This is a genomic window from Paractinoplanes lichenicola, from assembly GCF_016785085.1.
Classification (GTDB): domain Bacteria; phylum Actinomycetota; class Actinomycetes; order Mycobacteriales; family Micromonosporaceae; genus Actinoplanes; species Actinoplanes lichenicola.
The window spans coordinates 456,508-474,237 of the sequence record NZ_JAENHO010000003.1 but is presented as its reverse complement, the minus strand read 5'-3'; the positions used below and the strand labels follow the sequence as shown (position 1 = coordinate 474,237).

The 17,730-nt window shown below is 69.7% G+C and carries 24 protein-coding genes and 1 pseudogene; 16 read left to right on the top strand and 9 right to left on the bottom strand.

The window, feature by feature from the left end; all coding sequences use genetic code 11:
• Positions 1 to 38 precede the first annotated feature (38 nt).
• Both JKJ07_RS11280 and JKJ07_RS11275 read left to right on the top strand, forming a co-directional pair.
• Entirely contained in the window at positions 39 to 278 is a 240-nt protein-coding gene (locus tag JKJ07_RS11280; RefSeq protein WP_202991398.1) for a hypothetical protein, read from the top strand.
• Positions 275 to 670: a PIN domain-containing protein gene (locus JKJ07_RS11275; protein ID WP_202991397.1), complete on the top strand. Its 396-nt coding sequence runs from the start codon at positions 275 to 277 to the stop codon at positions 668 to 670. Before JKJ07_RS11280 ends, JKJ07_RS11275 begins: the two co-directional genes overlap by 4 nt.
• A gap of 6 nt (positions 671 to 676) precedes the next feature.
• Here JKJ07_RS11275 and JKJ07_RS11270 read toward each other — a convergent pair whose 3' ends face one another.
• The gene (locus JKJ07_RS11270; RefSeq protein ID WP_202991396.1) at positions 677 to 1,513 is read right to left on the bottom strand and encodes a hypothetical protein; all 837 of its coding nucleotides are present in this window, start codon (positions 1,511 to 1,513) and stop codon (positions 677 to 679) included.
• A gap of 59 nt (positions 1,514 to 1,572) precedes the next feature.
• Positions 1,573 to 2,124, bottom strand: coding sequence for a DUF6886 family protein (locus JKJ07_RS11265; RefSeq protein ID WP_202991395.1), 552 nt, complete (start codon positions 2,122 to 2,124; stop codon positions 1,573 to 1,575).
• A 299-nt stretch (positions 2,125 to 2,423) separates the two neighbouring features.
• Between JKJ07_RS11265 and JKJ07_RS11260 the strand changes: the two genes are divergently transcribed.
• The 3 genes and pseudogenes from JKJ07_RS11260 to JKJ07_RS52205 form a co-directional block, all read left to right on the top strand.
• Positions 2,424 to 2,645 (top strand): hypothetical protein, encoded by a 222-nt coding sequence (locus JKJ07_RS11260; protein ID WP_202991394.1) that lies wholly within the window; start codon positions 2,424 to 2,426, stop codon positions 2,643 to 2,645.
• Complete coding sequence (locus JKJ07_RS11255; protein ID WP_202991393.1) at positions 2,642 to 3,097, top strand: nucleoside 2-deoxyribosyltransferase domain-containing protein; 456 nt, start codon at positions 2,642 to 2,644, stop codon at positions 3,095 to 3,097. The genes JKJ07_RS11260 and JKJ07_RS11255 overlap by 4 nt, the downstream gene beginning before the upstream one ends.
• 152 nt (positions 3,098 to 3,249) lie before the next feature.
• A pseudogene (locus JKJ07_RS52205) lies at positions 3,250 to 3,546 on the top strand (toll/interleukin-1 receptor domain-containing protein); the annotation flags it as partial.
• Between the two features lie 307 nt (positions 3,547 to 3,853).
• Here JKJ07_RS52205 and JKJ07_RS11245 read toward each other — a convergent pair.
• Entirely contained in the window at positions 3,854 to 4,306 is a 453-nt protein-coding gene (locus JKJ07_RS11245; protein ID WP_202991392.1) for a GNAT family N-acetyltransferase, read from the bottom strand.
• A gap of 63 nt (positions 4,307 to 4,369) precedes the next feature.
• Here JKJ07_RS11245 and JKJ07_RS11240 point away from each other — a divergent pair, with 63 nt between their 5' ends.
• Positions 4,370 to 4,966: a TetR/AcrR family transcriptional regulator gene (locus tag JKJ07_RS11240; RefSeq protein WP_202991391.1), complete on the top strand. Its 597-nt coding sequence runs from the start codon at positions 4,370 to 4,372 to the stop codon at positions 4,964 to 4,966.
• On the opposite strand, the gene JKJ07_RS11235 is transcribed toward JKJ07_RS11240, so the two are convergent.
• A complete protein-coding gene (locus tag JKJ07_RS11235; protein ID WP_202991390.1) occupies positions 4,963 to 5,442 on the bottom strand; it encodes a MarR family winged helix-turn-helix transcriptional regulator in 480 nt (159 codons plus the stop codon). The genes JKJ07_RS11240 and JKJ07_RS11235 overlap by 4 nt on opposite strands.
• Before the next feature lie 102 nt (positions 5,443 to 5,544).
• Between JKJ07_RS11235 and JKJ07_RS11230 the strand changes: the two genes are divergently transcribed.
• The 5 genes from JKJ07_RS11230 (at position 5,545) to JKJ07_RS11210 (ending at position 9,499) form a co-directional block, all read left to right on the top strand.
• Positions 5,545 to 6,108 (top strand): NADPH-dependent FMN reductase, encoded by a 564-nt coding sequence (locus JKJ07_RS11230; protein ID WP_202991389.1) that lies wholly within the window; start codon positions 5,545 to 5,547, stop codon positions 6,106 to 6,108.
• 136 nt (positions 6,109 to 6,244) lie between these two features.
• Entirely contained in the window at positions 6,245 to 7,192 is a 948-nt protein-coding gene (locus JKJ07_RS11225; RefSeq protein WP_202991388.1) for a G5 domain-containing protein, read from the top strand.
• Positions 7,193 to 7,212: 20 nt separating this feature from the next.
• Entirely contained in the window at positions 7,213 to 7,947 is a 735-nt protein-coding gene (locus JKJ07_RS11220; RefSeq protein WP_202991387.1) for a class I SAM-dependent methyltransferase, read from the top strand.
• On the top strand, positions 7,938 to 8,771 hold the full coding sequence (locus JKJ07_RS11215) for a nucleotidyltransferase domain-containing protein (protein WP_202991386.1): 834 nt from the start codon (positions 7,938 to 7,940) through the stop codon (positions 8,769 to 8,771). Before JKJ07_RS11220 ends, JKJ07_RS11215 begins: the two co-directional genes overlap by 10 nt.
• The gene (locus JKJ07_RS11210; protein ID WP_438871386.1) at positions 8,768 to 9,499 is read left to right on the top strand and encodes a Type 1 glutamine amidotransferase-like domain-containing protein; all 732 of its coding nucleotides are present in this window, start codon (positions 8,768 to 8,770) and stop codon (positions 9,497 to 9,499) included. The genes JKJ07_RS11215 and JKJ07_RS11210 overlap by 4 nt, the downstream gene beginning before the upstream one ends.
• Here the strand turns inward: JKJ07_RS11210 and JKJ07_RS11205 are convergent.
• On the bottom strand, positions 9,496 to 9,858 hold the full coding sequence (locus JKJ07_RS11205; RefSeq protein WP_202991384.1) for a PH domain-containing protein: 363 nt from the start codon (positions 9,856 to 9,858) through the stop codon (positions 9,496 to 9,498). The genes JKJ07_RS11210 and JKJ07_RS11205 overlap by 4 nt on opposite strands.
• A gap of 16 nt (positions 9,859 to 9,874) precedes the next feature.
• Complete coding sequence (locus JKJ07_RS11200; protein WP_202991807.1) at positions 9,875 to 10,192, bottom strand: 4a-hydroxytetrahydrobiopterin dehydratase; 318 nt, start codon at positions 10,190 to 10,192, stop codon at positions 9,875 to 9,877.
• 183 nt (positions 10,193 to 10,375) lie between these two features.
• Here JKJ07_RS11200 and JKJ07_RS11195 point away from each other — a divergent pair, with 183 nt between their 5' ends.
• Positions 10,376 to 10,798, top strand: coding sequence for a (deoxy)nucleoside triphosphate pyrophosphohydrolase (locus JKJ07_RS11195; RefSeq protein ID WP_202991383.1), 423 nt, complete (start codon positions 10,376 to 10,378; stop codon positions 10,796 to 10,798).
• On the opposite strand, the gene JKJ07_RS11190 is transcribed toward JKJ07_RS11195, so the two are convergent.
• Complete coding sequence (locus JKJ07_RS11190) at positions 10,778 to 12,307, bottom strand: long-chain-fatty-acid--CoA ligase (protein ID WP_202991382.1); 1,530 nt, start codon at positions 12,305 to 12,307, stop codon at positions 10,778 to 10,780. The two genes, JKJ07_RS11195 and JKJ07_RS11190, sit on opposite strands and share 21 nt — an antisense overlap.
• A complete protein-coding gene (locus JKJ07_RS11185; RefSeq protein WP_202991381.1) occupies positions 12,304 to 13,476 on the bottom strand; it encodes an acyl-CoA dehydrogenase family protein in 1,173 nt (390 codons plus the stop codon). Before JKJ07_RS11185 ends, JKJ07_RS11190 begins: the two co-directional genes overlap by 4 nt.
• A 60-nt stretch (positions 13,477 to 13,536) precedes the next feature.
• Between JKJ07_RS11185 and JKJ07_RS11180 the strand changes: the two genes are divergently transcribed.
• From JKJ07_RS11180 to JKJ07_RS11165, 4 genes are read left to right on the top strand one after another with little or no spacing between them, the layout of a single operon-like run.
• Positions 13,537 to 14,163, top strand: coding sequence for a TetR/AcrR family transcriptional regulator (locus tag JKJ07_RS11180; protein ID WP_202991380.1), 627 nt, complete (start codon positions 13,537 to 13,539; stop codon positions 14,161 to 14,163).
• The gene (locus JKJ07_RS11175) at positions 14,163 to 15,554 is read left to right on the top strand and encodes an aldehyde dehydrogenase family protein (protein ID WP_202991379.1); all 1,392 of its coding nucleotides are present in this window, start codon (positions 14,163 to 14,165) and stop codon (positions 15,552 to 15,554) included. Before JKJ07_RS11180 ends, JKJ07_RS11175 begins: the two co-directional genes overlap by 1 nt.
• The gene (locus tag JKJ07_RS11170) at positions 15,551 to 16,639 is read left to right on the top strand and encodes an alcohol dehydrogenase catalytic domain-containing protein (protein ID WP_202991378.1); all 1,089 of its coding nucleotides are present in this window, start codon (positions 15,551 to 15,553) and stop codon (positions 16,637 to 16,639) included. Before JKJ07_RS11175 ends, JKJ07_RS11170 begins: the two co-directional genes overlap by 4 nt.
• 52 nt (positions 16,640 to 16,691) lie before the next feature.
• Positions 16,692 to 17,279: a Uma2 family endonuclease gene (locus tag JKJ07_RS11165; RefSeq protein ID WP_202991377.1), complete on the top strand. Its 588-nt coding sequence runs from the start codon at positions 16,692 to 16,694 to the stop codon at positions 17,277 to 17,279.
• Here the strand turns inward: JKJ07_RS11165 and JKJ07_RS11160 are convergent.
• Positions 17,276 to 17,728 carry a nucleoside 2-deoxyribosyltransferase domain-containing protein gene (locus JKJ07_RS11160; protein ID WP_202991376.1) on the bottom strand — a complete coding sequence of 151 codons (453 nt, stop codon included), beginning with the start codon at positions 17,726 to 17,728 and terminating at the stop codon, positions 17,276 to 17,278. The two genes, JKJ07_RS11165 and JKJ07_RS11160, sit on opposite strands and share 4 nt — an antisense overlap.
• Between the last annotated feature and the right edge of the window lie 2 nt (positions 17,729 to 17,730).

The window sequence follows — 17,730 nt, the reverse complement described above, 5'->3', positions numbered from 1 at the left end:
CGCCCCGCATTGCGGTAATACCGTGGTATGGTCGGCTCATGGGAGGCACGAAGAAGGTCACCATCACACTGCCGGTGGAACTGCTGGAGAGCATGAAGTCGCACACCGATAACGTCTCCGGCTATCTCACCGAGTTGGCCGAGCGGGCCGAGCGGCGCCGGCTCCTGCGGGAGGATCTGGATCGCTATCAAGGCGAGTTCGGCGCCTTCACCGACGAGGAGATGGCCGAGGCCCGGACACTCCTGCACGGGACCGAGGCCACGGGGCAAGCGGCGTGAGCCTTGAGTCGGTGGTGCTCGACTCACAGGGCTTCTCGGGCTGGATCGACCGGGATCGCAAGGTGCTACGGCTGCTCGAGCAGGTCGAGCGTGACGGGGCCGACGTGGCCATCTCCGCCGCCACGATCATCGAGGTTTCCCACTCCGGTGTGGACATCGCGCGACTGACCTGGCTGTTGTCCCGGATCCGAGTCGAGGCGGTGACGAAGGAGACCGCTCGTCGAAGCGCGGGGCTGCTGAAAACGGCGGGCCTGCACGGACACAAGTACGCCATCGATGCCATGGTCGCCGAGGTGGCGCTGCGGCTGCCCGCACCGGCGGCGATCCTGACCTCCGACGTCGACGACATGGCCAAGCTGTGCGGTGGCCGCGTCCGGCTGGTGGCGGTGTAGGACCGGTCAGCCGGACTGGGTTCGCACGACTCGGTCATCGTCGTCGAGCCACGCCTGCACGATGCCGTCGAGCCGGCGTGGCCGGCGATCGCCCCGCACGAACCGGAGCCGATCCCGTCCGTAGCCGTCGGCCTGCAACTCGGCCAGCGTCCGGCCCGCGACGGCCTCCGCCAGCAGTTCCGCGCGGCGGCGGGCCCTGTTGCGGGCGAAACCGAGGAGCCGCAGCGCGAGATCGTCGAGCCGGTTCGGGTTGACGATGTCCTTCTCGGTGAGCCAGCCCGCCCGCCACAGACCGTGGTCCGTGCTCCACCAGTCGACCGAGCCCTCGTTCTCCGCGATCGGCACCTCGTACGGGTTGATGGCTTCCTCGCCCGCCTGGGCCGCGTCCCGGCCGTCGCAGAACGCGCACTCCTCATCCGCGTTGTGCATGCCGGAATCGAACTCCCACAGCCCGAGATGCGGCCGCCGGGTCCGGTCCCACTTCCAGGCGTCCGCCGAGTGCTGCGCGTGCTCGCGATCCAGATAGAGCGTCGGGGCCACGTCGGCATAGTGGGGCTGGCCCATCGCGGCGTAGACGGCCGGGCTGTGGACGGGCTTGACGGAAAAGTTCACGAGGCGGTCGGTGTTCAGCACCAGCCGGATGAGGTGACGGCCACCCGTGCCCCGCCGGGTTCCGACCACATAGCGCTGATCGCCGCCGTCGCCCCACACCACCGGCATCACCCAGACTTTGGCGCCCGGAACAAAGTGGCGCGTGCCGGGCCGCTTGGCCTTGCCGCGCTGCGGCGTGTAGGCATCCCGGCTGACGTTGGCGACGACGCTCCAGGTCAAGGGTTCGTCCACCCGACGATTGAACCAGTTTCGGCCGCCGGCCTCCGCTCAATATCCGCGCGGCCGCACGCTCACGTCGCGGCCGGCTGGGGCCGGGCGTTGCGCAGCCGGATCCCGCTGAACCCGAGCGTGCTCCGGACGACCTCGTCCCAGAACGGCCACAGGTTGTCGAGCACGCGCAACTGAATGCCGGCCTCCGCGTGCAGGGCGAACAGGTCACCGACCGGGTCGGGCGGGCCCAGCGGCTCCACCGCCTCGGTGGCGACCATCGCGTGCGGCGCCGACCCCGGCGCGGCGATCGGCCGGAACGGCCCGGCCGGCAGGCGATAGGCGAAAAGCTTCGCCGTACGGATAGCCTCCAACCACCCGAACTCGACCGCATGCACCCTGACCCCGCAGCCGGCCCCGACGATGCGCTCACGGTCCTGATCGGACGTTTCCTCGACCACCCAGGCCATGGCCCGCGGACACTGCCGGGGAAACCAGTAATCCGGGGCGCGGTCGAAACCCACAGCCCAGACGTACGCCTCGGCCTCCACCGAGGTCGGCGCCACGTGCGGCACGAACCGGGCGATAGTCGGATCCTCACTGAAATGCAGAACTTCACCGGCTCGAGGTCGCATCCCTCGGTCTTACCGGTTTTCCCCGCGAGAATCAGCCCCCGCCTCACATCTGCTCGAGCTCCTCGCGACCGTCCGGCCCGATCAGCCGCTCACCCACCCAGAAAACGGCCCCGAACGCGGCGATCACCCCCACGACCAGCACCCATCCGACCATGCCGGCCATCCTGAATCCGCAGGTGGCAGCGCCAGTCGCACAACCTGTCCGACTCACCCGTTCGCCGTCGTCGCCCGCGTAGATCTTCGAGCCAGCAGCGGTGATCAGGACGGTGCGCGAGCCGCTAGTCGGCTACCGTCCGCGCGTGGCTGAGATCTACGTGAGTACGGATGTCGAGACTGATGGGCCGATCCCCGGTCGCCATTCGCTGCTGAGCTTCGGCTCGGCGGCTTTCCGGGCCGACGGCACCTACACCGCCGGACACGATGGCCTGGTAGGCGAAGAACCCCGACGCGTGGCGGCCTGCCGGTCGAACCACCTATGGTTCGCCATGCGCCACGCCGCCGGCTCCCGGCCCGCCCGATGACGGTGGTGATCGTCGCCCCGGAGCGGCCGGAGTCACCGCCCCGGCCGGGCATCTTTCTGGCCGGGGGCATCAGCGGCGTCCGTGACTGGCAGCGGGAGGCCATCGAGCACCTGCGTCCGGTCTGGCCGGCCGTCTACAACCCGCGGCGGGCGCAGTTTCCGATGGGCGACGACACCGCGGGCGCCCGGCAGATCCGCTGGGAGTTCGACCAGCTCGCGCGGGCCGACGCCATTCTGTTCTGGTTCTCGTTCGAGACGACGCAACCGATCGTGCTGTACGAGCTGGGCCGCTGGGCCGCCTCGGACAAGCCGCTCGCGGTCGGCGCCGACCCGCGTTACGAACGCCGCTTCGACGTCGTCCAGCAGCTCGGCCTCGCCCGCCCCGGCCTCCACGTCCACCCCGACCTGGAATCGACCTGCGCCGCCGCGAACATCCTGGCCGGGCGCCGCTGACTCGCGATCGTCCGAGGCGGCCGGGCTTCTTGGTGCCGGCTTTCCACCCACCTCCAGTCGTCGGCGGCGTCGCCGTCACCCCATCGGATCGGCAACACCCAGACCTTGGAGCCGGGTACGAAGTAACGGGTTCCCGGTCGACCGATTGGCCGATGTCGATCACTTTGCGGCGGTGTCGATCCGGCTCGGGGATCGATATCGTCCGGACCGGCCGTACGGAGGGGGTCGCGATGACGGTCTTCATCAGCCACTCGTTCGACAACAAACCCGAGTTCCAGAATGTCGCCGATTGGCTCGACCATGGCCACGTGCCCTACTGGCGGCCTTCCGAGATCAAAGCGGGCGCGTCGTTGCGGGAGCAGTTGCGGGCCGCGGTGAAGTCGTGTTCGGTGTGCGTCTTCGTCGCCACCCAACGGTCGGTGGCGTCGAGCTGGTGCGGGGCCGAGCTGGGCGCGTTCTGGGGCGCGCACGTCCCGATCGTCGTGTATCTGGCCGAGGCGTCGTTGCCGGAGGACGCGCTGCCGCCGATCGTCCAAGGTGACGTGTGGGAGCGGCAGCTCTCAATCGTGGCCGCCCGCGCCAAGGAGCTGAACGACCTCGCCGCACCGGGCGGGACGGTGCCGGCGCGTCAACGGGACAGGGTGACGCCTGTGCGGGCTCGGCCACCCCGCACCGGAAAGCCATGGCCCGCGAGATTCGCGACCAGGGCGCCACCGACTTGGTCGACATGGTGCTGGCCGTCTTGGAGGGTGAGCCTCAGAGGGTGCGTTCGTAGCAGACCGAGATGTCGGAGCCGATGTAGTGGCCGTAGAGGGGGATCTGCTTGTAGCCCTCGCGTTCGTAGAAGCGGATCGCGTCGGGCTGGCCGGGGCCGGTTTCCAGGCGCATTGTGGTCCAGCCGCGGGTCAGGGCGGCGGCTTCCAGGGCGCGCAGGATGGCGGTGGATACCCCGGTGCCGCGGGCCGGCGGGGTGACGTACATGCGCTTGATCTCGGCGCTCGTGGGTGACAGCCGCCGCAGGGCGCCACAGCCCAGGGGGTGGCCGTCGTCGGTCAGGGCGACCAGGAAGACGTCGATGTCGGCGGCCGACGGGAGCGGGCCGGGCTCGTGGTTGCCGAGGCCGTAGCGAAGGTCGAGCTCGGTTTCCTGGGCTCGGCGCAGCGACGACCCGGCGGGGTCGTCCCACGGGCGTTCCTCGATCATGGTCATGACTTCCCCCGGCGCGAGAGCGGCGTAACAGACGTTACGGTAACACCTGTTACGATGGAGCGCATGGCACGGACGGCGGATCGGCCGGCTCAGGGGGAAGCGCTGTCGCGCGCGGTGTGGGATGTGCTGGCGCATCAGGGCCTGGAGAAATTGACCGTACGGGCGGTGGCCGCGGCCGCCGGATGCACGACGGGGCTCGTCATGCATCGTTTCCCCAATCGGCGCGCGCTGCTGCTGCATGCGCGCGAGTTGCTGCACGAGAAGAGCCGCGTACGGGTCGACGCGCTCGAGGCCGACGCCGCGACACCGCGGGAGGCGCTGCGGGCCGTCCTGCATCGGGGGCTGGCGACCGACCCCGAGACGGTGACCGACAGCGTGGTCTGGATGGGGTTCCTCGCCGCCGCGGTGTCGGACGGTGAGCTCATCACGATGCACCGGCGGCACAACCGGTCGTGGCGGGCCCGCATCGAGCGGCTGGTCGCGGCGTCCGCCCCGGATTGGACGCCGGCGCAGGTCAAGCCGGCCGCGCTGGGCCTGATCGCGATGGCCGAGGGCGTGGCCGCGTTTGCCGCCGCCGACCCCTCGCACTACCCCGCGGCCGACCAGGAACGCATGCTCGACACGGCCCTGGCGGCGTACGGGCTAGGTGTCTCGGGCTAGGAATCTCCGGCGATCTTGTTGAGGGTCCGGGCCAGCGCGTCGAGGTCCAGATCGCCCAGGTGGTCGAAGATGTGCCGGCGCACGCTGCCCAGGTGAGCGGGCCACGCCTCGCGCAGCCGGGCCAGCCCCTTGTCGGTCAGCACGGCGTTCCAGCCGCGGGCGTCCTCGTCGCATTTGACGCGCTTGACGAAGCCGAGCGTCTCCAGCTTCGCGGCCAGCCTGGTCATGCCGCTGAGTGACATGTCGCACGCCTGCGCCAATTCGCTCATCCGCATGCGGCCGTGCGGGGATTCTGACAGGTGTCGCAGCACGCTGTATTCGCTCAGCGACATGCGCTGCTCGGCTTCGAGGTCGGCGTTCATCGCGCGGGGCAGCACGAGCAGGATCCGGCCGAATGCCCGCATGACCGCCTCTTCGCTCGCCGAGAGCGCGTGGAGACCCGGCGGCAACGCCGGATCGGGTGATGTGGCGGACATGACATTGATCGTAGGCGGCGCGTGCCGGAATAGTTGTTTGACGAAGCAAGTTAGAGCGCAAGGACACACACCGGCGCGACATCCCCAAAGGCAAGGAAGATCATGACCAAGATCGGAATCATCCTCGGCAGCACCCGCCCGGGCCGCAACGGCGAGGCCGTGGCCAAGTGGGTCTACGACGTCGCCGCCAAACGCACCGACGCCGAGTTCGAGCTGGTCGACCTCCTCGACTACAACCTCCCCCACCTCGACGAGGCCATCCCGCCGTCGATGGGCCAGTACAGCCAGCCGCACACCATCGAGTGGGCCAAGAAGATCGACTCGTTCGACGGCTTCGTCTTCGTGACCCCGGAGTACAACCACTCCACCTCGGGTGCGCTCAAGAACGCGATCGACTTCCTCTTCAAGGAGTGGAACAACAAGGCCGCCGGCTTCGTCGGTTACGGCTCGGTCGGTGGCGCCCGCGCCGTCGAGCACCTGCGGCTGATCGCCGGCGAGCTCATGATCGCGGACGTGCGCGCCCAGGTCCTGCTGTCGCTCGCGACCGACTTCGAGAACTACAGCACGTTCCTGCCGAGCGAGCGCCAGGAGCAGGCCCTCGGCGCGGTGCTCGACCAGACGGTGCAGTGGAGCAAGGCCCTCGAGACCGTCCGCAAGGGCGCCTGAAGGTAACGCAAGACCGCCCGAAAAGGGCGTAAATGACCAAACGGCCCCCGGAGGTGCTTGCATCCCGGGGGCCGCGGCGCACAATGCTTGGGTGCAAAACCAGACAACTAGTGACTCTCTTCAGCATTTGCTCGAAATGCCACGAAAGTCTTGGTGGGCCCGGCTGCCGTTCGGCGTCCGGATGACCGTCGGCGCGAGCGCGTTGCTCATCGTGATCGGCGGCGGCGTGGCCGGGATCGCCGCCCTGACCGGGGACGACCCCGACGCGCCCCGGATCGTGACCGCCGTCGGCGATGCCGCCGGCACCGGCACCGGGGCGGCCGCACCCGAGCCCGGCTCAGGCATCGGCATCGCCACCGCCGAGCCCGGCAGCGTGCCCATGCCACCGCCGGCCGCGTTCGCCGCCGAGCCCCCGCACCTGCCGGCCGGGCACGCCGCCGGGCAAGCCGCCGGACAAGCCGCCGGTCTCCCGCGCATCTCCGACAAGGCAGATCGCACCGCCACCCGCGCGCCGAAGCAGGAGCCGGGCACTCCCCGGCAGGCGCCGGCCAAGCCGATCGCGCCACCCGCCGCGCAGAAGCCGCCCGCCGTCACGAACTCGGGCGCGGGATCGGGCTCGTACTCCGGCACGGCCGCCGCCCCGTCGCAGCCGCAGGTCACGACGCGCACCGACACCGAGACGCGCGACGTCCCGTTCCAGACGCGATACGTCCGCGACCCCTTTCTGCCCCGCGGGGTCCAGAAGGTGCAGGCCGCGGGCGTGACGGGCGAGGAGACACTGCGCTACCTGGTCACGCTGACCGACGGCCGGGAGACCGACCGCAAGCTCATGGACATCACCGTCACCCGGCAGCCGCAGCATCGCGTGATCGCGTTCGGCGCCCGGCGCGGCTTCGACCGTGCGCACGGCGACCGCTGCGACGAGAGGCGTCTTGGGCTCTGCGTGCCCCTCGGCCGCAAGGCCTGCCCGGAGCCCCGGCCCGAGGAGAGCGGCGCCTCGATCTCCGTGCTCGACCAGGACATCGCGCTGCTCGGTGGGCAGACCGTGGACGAGCTCCCGCAAATCGATTGCGGCACGAGGTAGCCGGTCCCAGACTCACGCGAGTGAACGACTTCGATGCGCTGCTCGACGAGGCCGCCGCCGTTTCGCTCGACGGCTGGGATTTCTCCTGGTTCGCCGGCCGCGCGACCGAGCAGCGACCCTCCTGGGGGTACGCCGACCTGGTCGCCGAGCGGCTCACCACGGCCGGCCGGGCCCTCGACGTGCAGACCGGCGGGGGCGAGGTCTTCGCGTACGCGATCGACAAGGCCCGCGCTCCCGGGTTGCTGGTCGCCACCGAGGCGTGGATGCCGCAGGTCGCGCGGACGAGGGTGCCCACCGTCGTGGCGACCGCCGGGCTGCCCTTCTCCGACGGCGCGTTCGACCTGGTGGTGAGCCGTCATCCGGTGAACACCGACTGGGCCGGGACGGCTCGCGTCGTACGGGAAACCGGGATCTTCCTGTCGCAGCAGATCGGCGCGGGCAGCAATCGTGAGCTGTCCGAGGCGATGATGGGCCCGCTGCCGCCGCCCGACCGGCAGCATCCCGAGCAGATCAGGGCCGCCGCCGAGGCCGCCGGGTTCGAGGTCGTGCAGCTGAAGGCCGAGCGGCTGCGGGCGGAGTTCTACGACATCGGCGCGGTCGCGCACTTCCTGCGCAAGGTCGTCTGGACGGTGCCCGGCTTCACGATCGAGAAATACCGGGATCGGTTGCGGGCCGTGCACGAGGAGATCACCGTGAAGGGCATGTTCGTATCGCACGCGACCCGGGTTCTGATCGAGGCGCGCAAATGGGCCTGAGCGATGCCCGGCTGGCCGCGATCGCCGCCGAGGTGGCCCGGGTGCCCGGCATCGTCGGCGTGGTGCTGGGCGGCAGCCGGGCCCGGGGCACGCACACCCCCGAGTCCGACACCGACCTGGGCCTCTACTATCGCCAGCCGCTCGACCTCGAGCACCTGGGCCGGGTCGCGCGGGCCCTGGCCGGGGAGTCGGCGCAGGTCACCGGGCCCGGCGGGTGGGGGCCGTGGGTCGACGGCGGCGGGTGGCTGGAGGTCGACGGGGCCGCGCTCGACTTCATCTATCGAGACCTCGACCGCGTACGCGGGGTGGTCGCCGACGTCGAGCAGGGCCGGTACGCCTTCCACACGCAGGCGGGCCACCCGCTCGGGTTCGCCGACCACGCGTACGCGGGGGAACTGGCTCTCGGCAAAATCCTGAGCGACCCGGCCGGCGAGCTGACCAGGCTGCGCGACGACCTGCGGACCTTCCCGCCCGCACTGTCGCAGGCCCTGGTGGCCGGGCTGTGGGAGGCCGACTTCCTGGTGGCGCTGGCCCGCAAGGGCATCAGCCGGGCCGACACCGCCTTCGTGGCCGGCTGCCTGTTCCGGATGGTCGGCGTGTGCACGCACGCCCTGCACGGTGCGGCCGGCCGCTGGCTGATCAACGAGAAGGGCGCCGTGGCCGCGACCGCGAAGCTGCCCGGTGCGCCCGAGCGTTTCGGTGAGCGGGTCGACCAGGCGTTCGCGGCGCTCGAGGGCGACACCCTGAAGCTGCGGCTGGCCGTCGACATCGCGGCCGATCTCGTGCTCGACACCGCCGACGCATGCACGATGATGGTGCGGTGACTGCCGACGAGCCCACGATCCTGGCCACCAGCGCGTTCTTCGAGGTCGGCCGGTACGGGTCCAACGACTGGCGCCCCGGCAAGATCCACCGGCTCGCGGCCGAGCTGGCCAACGCGACGGCCAAGCCCCGGATCTGCGTGCTGACCCAGGCCACCGGCGATCCCGAAGAGGTCATCGGCGCCCACTACCGCGCGTTCGCGGGCACCGAGTTCGTCGCCTCGCACCTGCAGCTGTTCCCGATGCCCAATGTCGCCGACATCCGCGCCCACCTGCTCGAGCAGGACGTCATCTGGGTGCACGGCGGCAGCGTGGCCAACCTGTGCGCGGTCTGGCGGGTGCACGGCGTCGACGAGATCCTGCACGAGGCGTGGCAGGCGGGCGTCGTGCTCAGCGGCGTCTCGGCCGGCTCGATCTGCTGGCACCAGGGCGGCAGCACCGACAGCTTCGGCCCCGACCTGCGCGGCTTCACCGACGGGCTGGGCTGGCTGCCCTTTTCCAACGGCGTGCACTACGACGCCGAGGAGCAGCGGCGGCCCAAGATGCACGAGCTGATCGGCGACGGCACGCTCGGCGACGGGTATGCCACCGACGACGGCGCCGGGCTGGTCTATCGCGGCACCACCCTGGCCGAGGTGGTGGCCGACCGGCCCGGCCCGCGGGGTTATTCGCTGACGCGCGCCGCCGACGGCTCGGTGACCGAGACGCCGCTGCCCACGAGGGTGCTCTAGCTGGCGTAGTGCAGGATCACGTTGTGCACGTGGTGGGTCTTCTCCGAGCCGCGGAACTCGACCTCGTAGGTGTGCGTGCCGACGGTGAGCGCGATCGTGCCGGTGGAGAAGAACTGGCCGGCCCAGCTCTTGTTGCTCACGACGCTGACGCTGCTCACCTTGGAATACGGGATGCTGGTGAGCGCGACCCGCTTGCCGACGAAAGACTTGTCCTGGATGATCACGCGGCGGTTGGTCAGCCCGATGAAGCCGGTGCCGACCCCGACCGCGTCGTACACGGCGATGATCTGCTCGCCGTCGAGCAGGCCGCTCTCGATCTGCTGAAGCTGGCCCTTGTTGTCGTAGATGACTTCGCTCATGGCCCGAGGGTAGCGATCAAGAGCTATGCGGAGCCGTGACCGTACGGTAGAAGTCCTCGATCCGGGCGGCGAGGGTGACCTCACCGTCTGTGATGGCATCGCCGTCGCGATCACCCAGACAGATCTGAGTGTGACCGTCGGTTCGCCGGATGGAGGGGCGTATGCGCAGTGTGTCCGCCGCCACCTTGATCCGTTCCGTCAATGCGGCATGCTGACTGTCGTCGCACGCCAGTTCGCGCTTGAGCTGGACACCGTCGCGCTCCCAGCCGCTGAGCAGCGTCAGCGCGTCGCTGAGGTAGTCGGAAGTCTTGACCCGCTGTCTTCTGACCCGCATCGCCGCACCCCCCTTGGCGTCGTTGCCGGCTTGTGGCCAAACTGTCGCCGTGTCGTCATGGTCGGTGCCCACAGTCTTGCCTTCCGCGACAAGCATGTCCACGCCCACATATACGTGTTTGCGTGACGATCGGGACGCCTCGGGCACCCTGAAGAGTAAACTTTTGTGGGAAGCTTTGATCTCATGCCGCAGAAACAGCACGTCAAGACGCCAACGTCACGAAGAGTCATCGTGGCCGCGGTGATCATCGTCGATGGTCGGGTTTTGGCTTGCGAACGCTCGGCGCCGCCCGAGGTGGCCGGCCGGTGGGAGTTTCCGGGCGGAAAGGTCGAACCGGGCGAGACCGATCAGGTGGCCCTGGCCCGCGAGTGCGCCGAGGAGCTGGGCGTCCGCGTCGAGGTGGGCGACCGGGTCGGCCCCGATGTCCCCCTCGCCCACGGCCGGGCCGTCCTGCGCGTCTTCGCCGTACGGCTGCTGGAAGGCGACGTGCCGCGGGCGCTGGAGCACACGTCCATGCGCTGGCTCGCCAAGGACGAGCTGGACAGCGTGCACTGGCTGCCCGCGGACAAGCCGATCGTCGCCGAGCTACCCGCCCTGCTGACCTGACCCGTACGTCTTGCGCAGCTCGCGCTTGAGCACCTTGAAGCTGGGCCCGAGCGGGAGCGTCTCGGCGAACCGGATCTGCCGCGGATATTTGTGCTTGCCGAGCTTCTCGCGCGACCACTCGATCAGTTCCTCGGCCGTGACGCCGCCCGGGCCGGGCACGACCACCGCGCAGATCTCCTCGCCGTGCACCGGGTCGGGCACGCCGATCACGGCCACCTGCTGCACGGCCGGGTGCCGGGCCAGCGCCTCCTCGACCTCGCGCGGATACACGTTGAAGCCGCCCCGGATCACCAGGTCCTTCTTGCGGTCGACGATCGAGATGAAGCCGTCCGCGTCCTTGATGCCCAGATCCCCCGTACGGAACCAGCCGTCGACGACCGCCTCGGCCGTCGCCCCGGGGTTGTTGAGGTAGCCGGCGAACACGTTGTGCCCCCGGATCACGATCTCGCCGAGCTCGCCGTCGTCCAGCAGCTCGATCCGCTCGTCGACCTCGGCCCGCGCGATCTCCACCTCGACACCCCAGATCGGATGCCCGACCGTGCCCGGCTTGGCCCCGAACGTGGGCTGGTTGGTGGTCGCCGTGGGCGAGGTCTCGGAGAGCCCGTACCCCTCGTAGATCGTCGCGTGGAAGGTCTCGGTGAACTTCTCGAGCACCGCCACCGGCAGCGAGGCGCCGCCCGACACGCAGATGCGCAGGGACGGCAGGGTGTCCGCCTTGGCCGCGGCCTCCAGCAGCCCGATGTACATGGTCGGCACGCCGTGGAAGATGGTCACGTTCTCCTTGACCATCAGCGGGATCGCGGCCTCGCCGCTGAACCGGGCCATCAGCACGATCGTGCCGCCGAGCCGGAACGTGCCGTTCATGCCGACGGTCTGGCCGAACGTGTGGAACAGCGGCAGGCAGCCCATCACCACGTCGTCGTCGTACAGCTCGTGCACGTCGAAGACGTTGACCATCGTGTTCATCACGAGGTTGAGGTGGGTCAGCAGCGCGCCCTTGGGCTTGCCGGTGGTGCCGCTCGTGTAGAAGATGACGGCGACGTCTTCGGCCTCGCGGCTGACATAGGTGCGCAGCGGCTTCCCCGGAGCGTCTTCCAACCTCTGGATGCCGGGCACCGCCGGGCCGACCGAGACGACCGGGACGCCGGCGAGCTTGGCTGCGGCGACGGCGTTCTCCAGCTGGCTGGAGTGGGCCACCAGCATCTTCGCCCCGCTGTCCTTGAGGACGTACGCGTTCTCCTCGGGGGTGAGAAGAAGGTGCATCGGGACGATGGTGCCGCCGGCCGCCAGCACGGCGTAGTAGACCCGGGGGAAGTCGGCGAGGTTGGGAATTTGGACGGCCACCACGTCGCCCGGATTGATGTCCAGACCTCCCGCGTACGCCAGGGTCTGTTGCCACAAATCTCGGTAAGTGATCCGCTCGGTGGTGGCGCTGTCAATGACGGCTAGTTTGTCGGGATATTTCCGGGCCGACTCCGCCAGGACGGTGGCGAGCGACAGTTGGGTCATGCCAAGTGCCCTCCGATCTTGGTGTACCCGCGGAGGAGGTCGCGGGAAATGATCAGGCGCTGCATCTCATCGGTACCTTCATAGATACGCATGAGTCGCACCTGGCGGTACCACCGTTCGATCGGAAGCTCGCGGGTGTAGCCCATCCCGCCGTGGATCTGCATGACCCGGTCGACCACGTCGTTGACCATCCTGGCCCCGTAGAGCTTGGCCATCGAGGAGGCGTGCCGAGGGTCTTCGCCCTGGTCAACAGTCCAGGCCGCGCGCAGGATGAGCCAGCGGGCGGCCTCCAGCTCGACCTCGGAGTCGGCGATCATCCACTGGATGGCCTGGTTGTCGCCGATCTTGCGGCCGAAGGTCTCGCGTGTGTTGGCATAGTCGATCGCCATGCCCAGGGCCCGCTCGGCGATGCCCAGCGCGTTGGACGGGATCAGGTAGCGCCCCTTGCCGATCCACTTCATGCCCAGCTCGAAGCCCTGGCCGATCTCGCCCAGGATGTTGCGCGCGGGCACCCGGACGTCGTCGAAGATGAGCGACGCCGGCCCGCCCTCGCCCATGGTCTGGATGAACTCGGAGCGCCAGCCCATGTCGCGGTCGACCAGGAAGGCCGTCGTGCCGCCGCCGCGTACGCCCTTCTCCCGGTCGGTCACCGCGACCACGATCACGAAGTCGGCGTCGTTGCCGTTCGTGATGAACGTCTTCTCGCCGTTGAGGATCCAGTCGTCGCCGTCCGGCCGGGCGCTGAGCTTGATGTTCGCCGCGTCGGAGCCGGCCCCGGGCTCGGTGATCGCGAAGCAGCTGATCCGCTCGCCCTCGATCGTCGGGATCAAGAACTCCTGTTTTTGCTGCTCGTTGGCGTAGTAGAGGATGTTGTCGGCCTCGCCGCCGAACTTGAACTGCACGAAGGTGCGGCCCACCTCGGTCCAGATCAGCGACTGCAGGACGGCGGGCAGCTCCATCCCGCCGTACTCCTCCGGTGTGGACAGACCCCAGAAGCCGAACTTCTTGGCCTTGAGCTGGAGCTCGCGCAGTTCGCTGCGGTCGAGGCCGGGCTCGTGGCGGCGCTCGCGGAGCAGCGCCTCCTGCTCCAGCGGCATGACCTCGCGGGTGATGAACTGGCGGGCGGTGTCGCGAATCGCGCGTTCCTCGTCGGTGAGCGAGAAGTCCATGCCGTTAAACTAGCGGTGTAAGTTTTACGGCGTCCAGTGCATTCTCTCCGGAGGTTTCTTATGGCGCGGCCCAGGCAGACGCTGCTGACCCGTTCGCGGATCATCGAAGCGGCCGGCGCGCTGGTCGACGCGGAGGGGCTGGACGCGCTCTCGACCCGGCGGCTCGCGACCGAGCTGGGCGTTCAGGGGCCGTCGCTCTACAACCATTTCGCCACGAAATCCGACATCGTGGAAGCGGTGGCCGACGCGGTGACCGCACAGGTGGACGTGTCGGCGTTCGAGGAGTGCGAGTGGCCCGAGGCGCTGCGACGCTGGGCCCGCTCCTACCACGCGGTGCTCTCCGCCCACCCCAACATCGTGCCCGTGCTGGCCGAGGGCCCCGGCCGGCGTCCGGGCGGTCTGGCCATGGCCGAGGCGGTGTACGGCGCACTGGTCGACGCCGGCTGGTCCTATGCGCGGGCCACGCACATCGGCGCGCTCATGCGCTATCTGGTCACCGGCTCGGCGCTGGGCTCGTTCGCGCTCGGCTTCGACGCCGATCCCGAGCTGTACGACCGTTATCCACACCTCGGCCACGCCCCCCGCCTGGCGGAGCATCATGAAGCCGTGGACGAGGGCGCCTTCGAACTCGGACTGGACCTGCTGATCACCGGCCTCACGGCCCGATACGAGATGGGGACCCGCTGATGACATCGCTCGACCGCAAGCACCTCTATATCGGCGGGGAGTGGGTCGCACCCGCCTCCGCCGAGACGATCGCGGTGGAGAATCCGGCCACCGAGGAGGTGCTGGCCCACGTGCCCGCGGGCACGGCCGCCGACGTCGATCGCGCGGTCGCGGCGGCCCGGGCGGCCTTCGACAGCTGGTCCGTCGCGCCCGACCGGTTCGCCCATCTCGACCGGCTGCACACGGCGCTCGCGGCCCGGGCCGGTGACATCGCCCGTACGGTCGGGCTCGAGCTCGGCACCCCGCTCAAGATCGCCAAGGCGGTGCAGGCCGGGCTGCCGCTCACGGTCCTCCGGTCGTACGCGGATCTGGTTCTTCCGCAGCCCGAGACGGTCGGCAACTCGCTGATCGAGCGCGAACCCGTCGGGGTGGTCGGCGCGATCACCCCGTGGAACTATCCGCTGCACCAGGTCGTGGCCAAGGTGGCCGCCGCCCTGGCCGCCGGGTGCACGGTCGTGCTCAAGCCGAGTGAGCTGACCCCGCTCGTGGCGTTCCTGCTGGTCGACGCGGCCCACGAGGCGCAGCTGCCGCCGGGCGTGCTCAACGTGGTGACGGGCACGGGTCCGGTCGTCGGCGCCGCCATCGCCGGGCACCCCGACGTCGACATGGTCTCGTTCACCGGCTCGACGGCGACCGGGCGCGCCATCACCCACGCCGCCGCCGACCGGATAGCCAAGGTCGCGCTCGAGCTCGGGGGCAAGTCGGCCAACGTCATCCTCGAAGACGCCGACCTCGTACGGGCGGTGAAGGTGGGGGTGGGCAACGCGTTCCTCAACTCCGGCCAGACCTGCACGGCGTGGACCAGGATGCTGGTGCACGAGAGCCTGTACGACGAGGCCGTCTCGCTGGCCGCCAAGACCGCCGGGGGTTATCCGGTCGGTGATCCCTTCGACGAGTCGACGCGGCTCGGCCCCTTGGTTTCCCGTACGCAACAAGAGCGCGTGCAGGGGTTCATCTCGCGGGCCTCGGCGCGGCTGGTGGCGGGCGGCTCCCCCGTCCCGCCAAAGGGATATTTCGTCGCGCCGACCGTCTTCGCCGACGTCGACCCCGCCAGTGAGCTGGCCCAGGAGGAGATCTTCGGCCCGGTGCTGTCGATCATCCCGTTCGCGTCCGACGACGAGGCCGTGGCGATCGCCAACAACTCCAAGTACGGTCTGGCCGGCGGCGTCTGGGGCTCCGAGGAGCGCGCGCTGTCCGTGGCCCGCCGCATGCGTACGGGTCAGGTCGACATCAACGGCGGCGCGTTCAACCCGCGGGCGCCGTTCGGCGGTTACAAGCAGTCAGGTGTCGGACGCGAACTGGGCGAGCACGGGCTCGCCGAGTTCCAGCAGGTGAAGGCGATCCAGCGATGACGGCGTACTTCAACGGACTGGTGCTCACCGAGGCGGGGGCACGGCCCGGCGTGGCCGAGTTGCGGCTGCCCGAGGTGGGTCCCGGCCAGGTCCGCGTACGGGTGCGGGCGGCCGGCGTGTGCCACTCCGACCTGTCCATGGTCAACGGCACGATCCGCCCGTCGTACCCGCTGGTGCTGGGGCACGAGGCGGCGGGCGAGGTCGTCGAGGTGGGCGCCAACGTCACCCGCGCCGCCGTCGGCGACCACGTGGTGCTCAACTGGCAGCCCGCGTGCCGCAGTTGCTGGTTCTGCGAGCAGGGCGAGCCGTGGCTGTGCTCGACCTCGTCGGGCGTGGCCTCGCTGGAGAACGGCGTGACCCTGGACGGCGTACCGGTGCATGTCGCCCTCGGCTTGGGCGCGTTCGCCGAGCAGGTCGTGGCCCCCGAAAACGCCGTGATCCGCGTCCCGTCGTCGCTCCCGTTCGAGCTGGCCGCCCTGCTCAGCTGCGGCGTGCTGACCGGCGCGGGCGCGGTACGCAACACGGCCCAGGTGCGCCCCGGCGAGTCGGCCGTCGTGATCGGCCTGGGCGGCGTCGGCTTGTCGGTGGTGGCCGCCGCCCGGGCCGCCGGCGCCTCTCAGGTCATCGCGGTCGACGTCACCGAGGCCAAGAAGGGCCTGGCCGAGGCCGCGGGCGCCACCGACTTCGTGGTCTCGTCCGACACCCTCTCCAAAGACATCCGCGGCCGCACATCGGGCCGGGGCGCCGACCACGCGTTCGAATGCGTCGGCCGGGCCGCCACCATCCGAGCCGCCTGGCGCGCCACCCGCCGCGGCGGCAAGGTCACGGTCGTCGGCATGGGCTCCAACGACGACCAGGTCTCACTGTCCGCCCTGGACATCTTCTCGTCGGCCCGCACCCTGCGCTCCTCGGTCTACGGCTCAGCCGACTTCGACCTGGAAATCCCCCGCCTGGCCGACGACGTCCTGTCGGGCCGCCTCTCCCTCAACCACCTGATCACCGACCGCATCACGCTGCCCGACGTCCCCGAAGCCTTCGACAACATGTCCCGAGGCGAGGGCGCCCGCTCGGTGGTGACCCTCTGAAGGGCGACACGATGACGGCGAGAGCGCCATCACAGAGTGCTACGGTGACGCCATGACTGCGGTGCCCGAGTGGATGCGGCCGCCTCGGCTTGAGGGCTGGTTTGCCGATGACCTCGACCACCTTCCCGAAGCTCCCCGTCACACCGAGCTGATCGATGGAGCGCTCGTCTTCATGATGTCCCCGCAGCGGTCCTGGCACGCCCGGATCGTCACAGCACTGGTGGTTGCCCTGGCGGAACAGGCGCCGGCGGAACTCGAGGTTGAGCGGGAGATGACGATCCGACTCGACGAGCGGAATCGTCCTGAGCCAGACGCTCTTGTCGTAACCGCACCGTTCGATCCTGATCGCACGTTTTACACGCCCGATCAGGTGCTCTTGGTCGTCGAGGTGGTCTCACCGGAATCCGCCCACCGCGACCGGACGGTCAAGCTGCGCAAATATGCGGAAGCTGGCATCCCGCATTACTGGCGTGTTGAAGACGAGGGGGGCTCACCGGTCATCCACGCCTACGAGCTCGACGAGCCGACCCGGTCGCACGTGCCGACCGGGATCTATCGCCACGAGTTGCGCATCAGCAAGCCGTTTCCCCTCGAGCTCGACCTGGGCCAGCTGGTGCCCGGCCGCTCGACGCCGAGCTAGAGGCGCTCGGTCAGGGTGTTCGCGGCGGCGCAGGTTGATTCCAGGTCGGGGTGGACGTGGAGGCCGGGGCGGGCGAGGCCGAGCTGCTGGACGACGTCGAAGCGGCGTTCGTAACGCGGGTCGGCGCCGACCGCGAGCGGCTTGTCCGAGGCGGCCCACCGGCCCAGCTCGTACAGCACGATCGGTTGCGTCGTCTCGAACGAGAACCAGAACAGGATGGCGTCGGCCCGCGCGAGCTGGTCGAACTCCCAGCGGATCTGCCGGGCGCCCGCGGTGTCGTCGCCCATGGGGAAGTTCGGCCGCCGCGGGTTGTAGACGGCCGGCCAGACCGGACGCAGGTGCTCGATGGCGTCCCGCTGCCAGTCGCGGACGCCGCTGATGCCTCCGGCCAGAAAGATGCCCGGCCGGGGCGGCGACTCCGGCCACTCCGGCGCGACGACCACAGTCATCG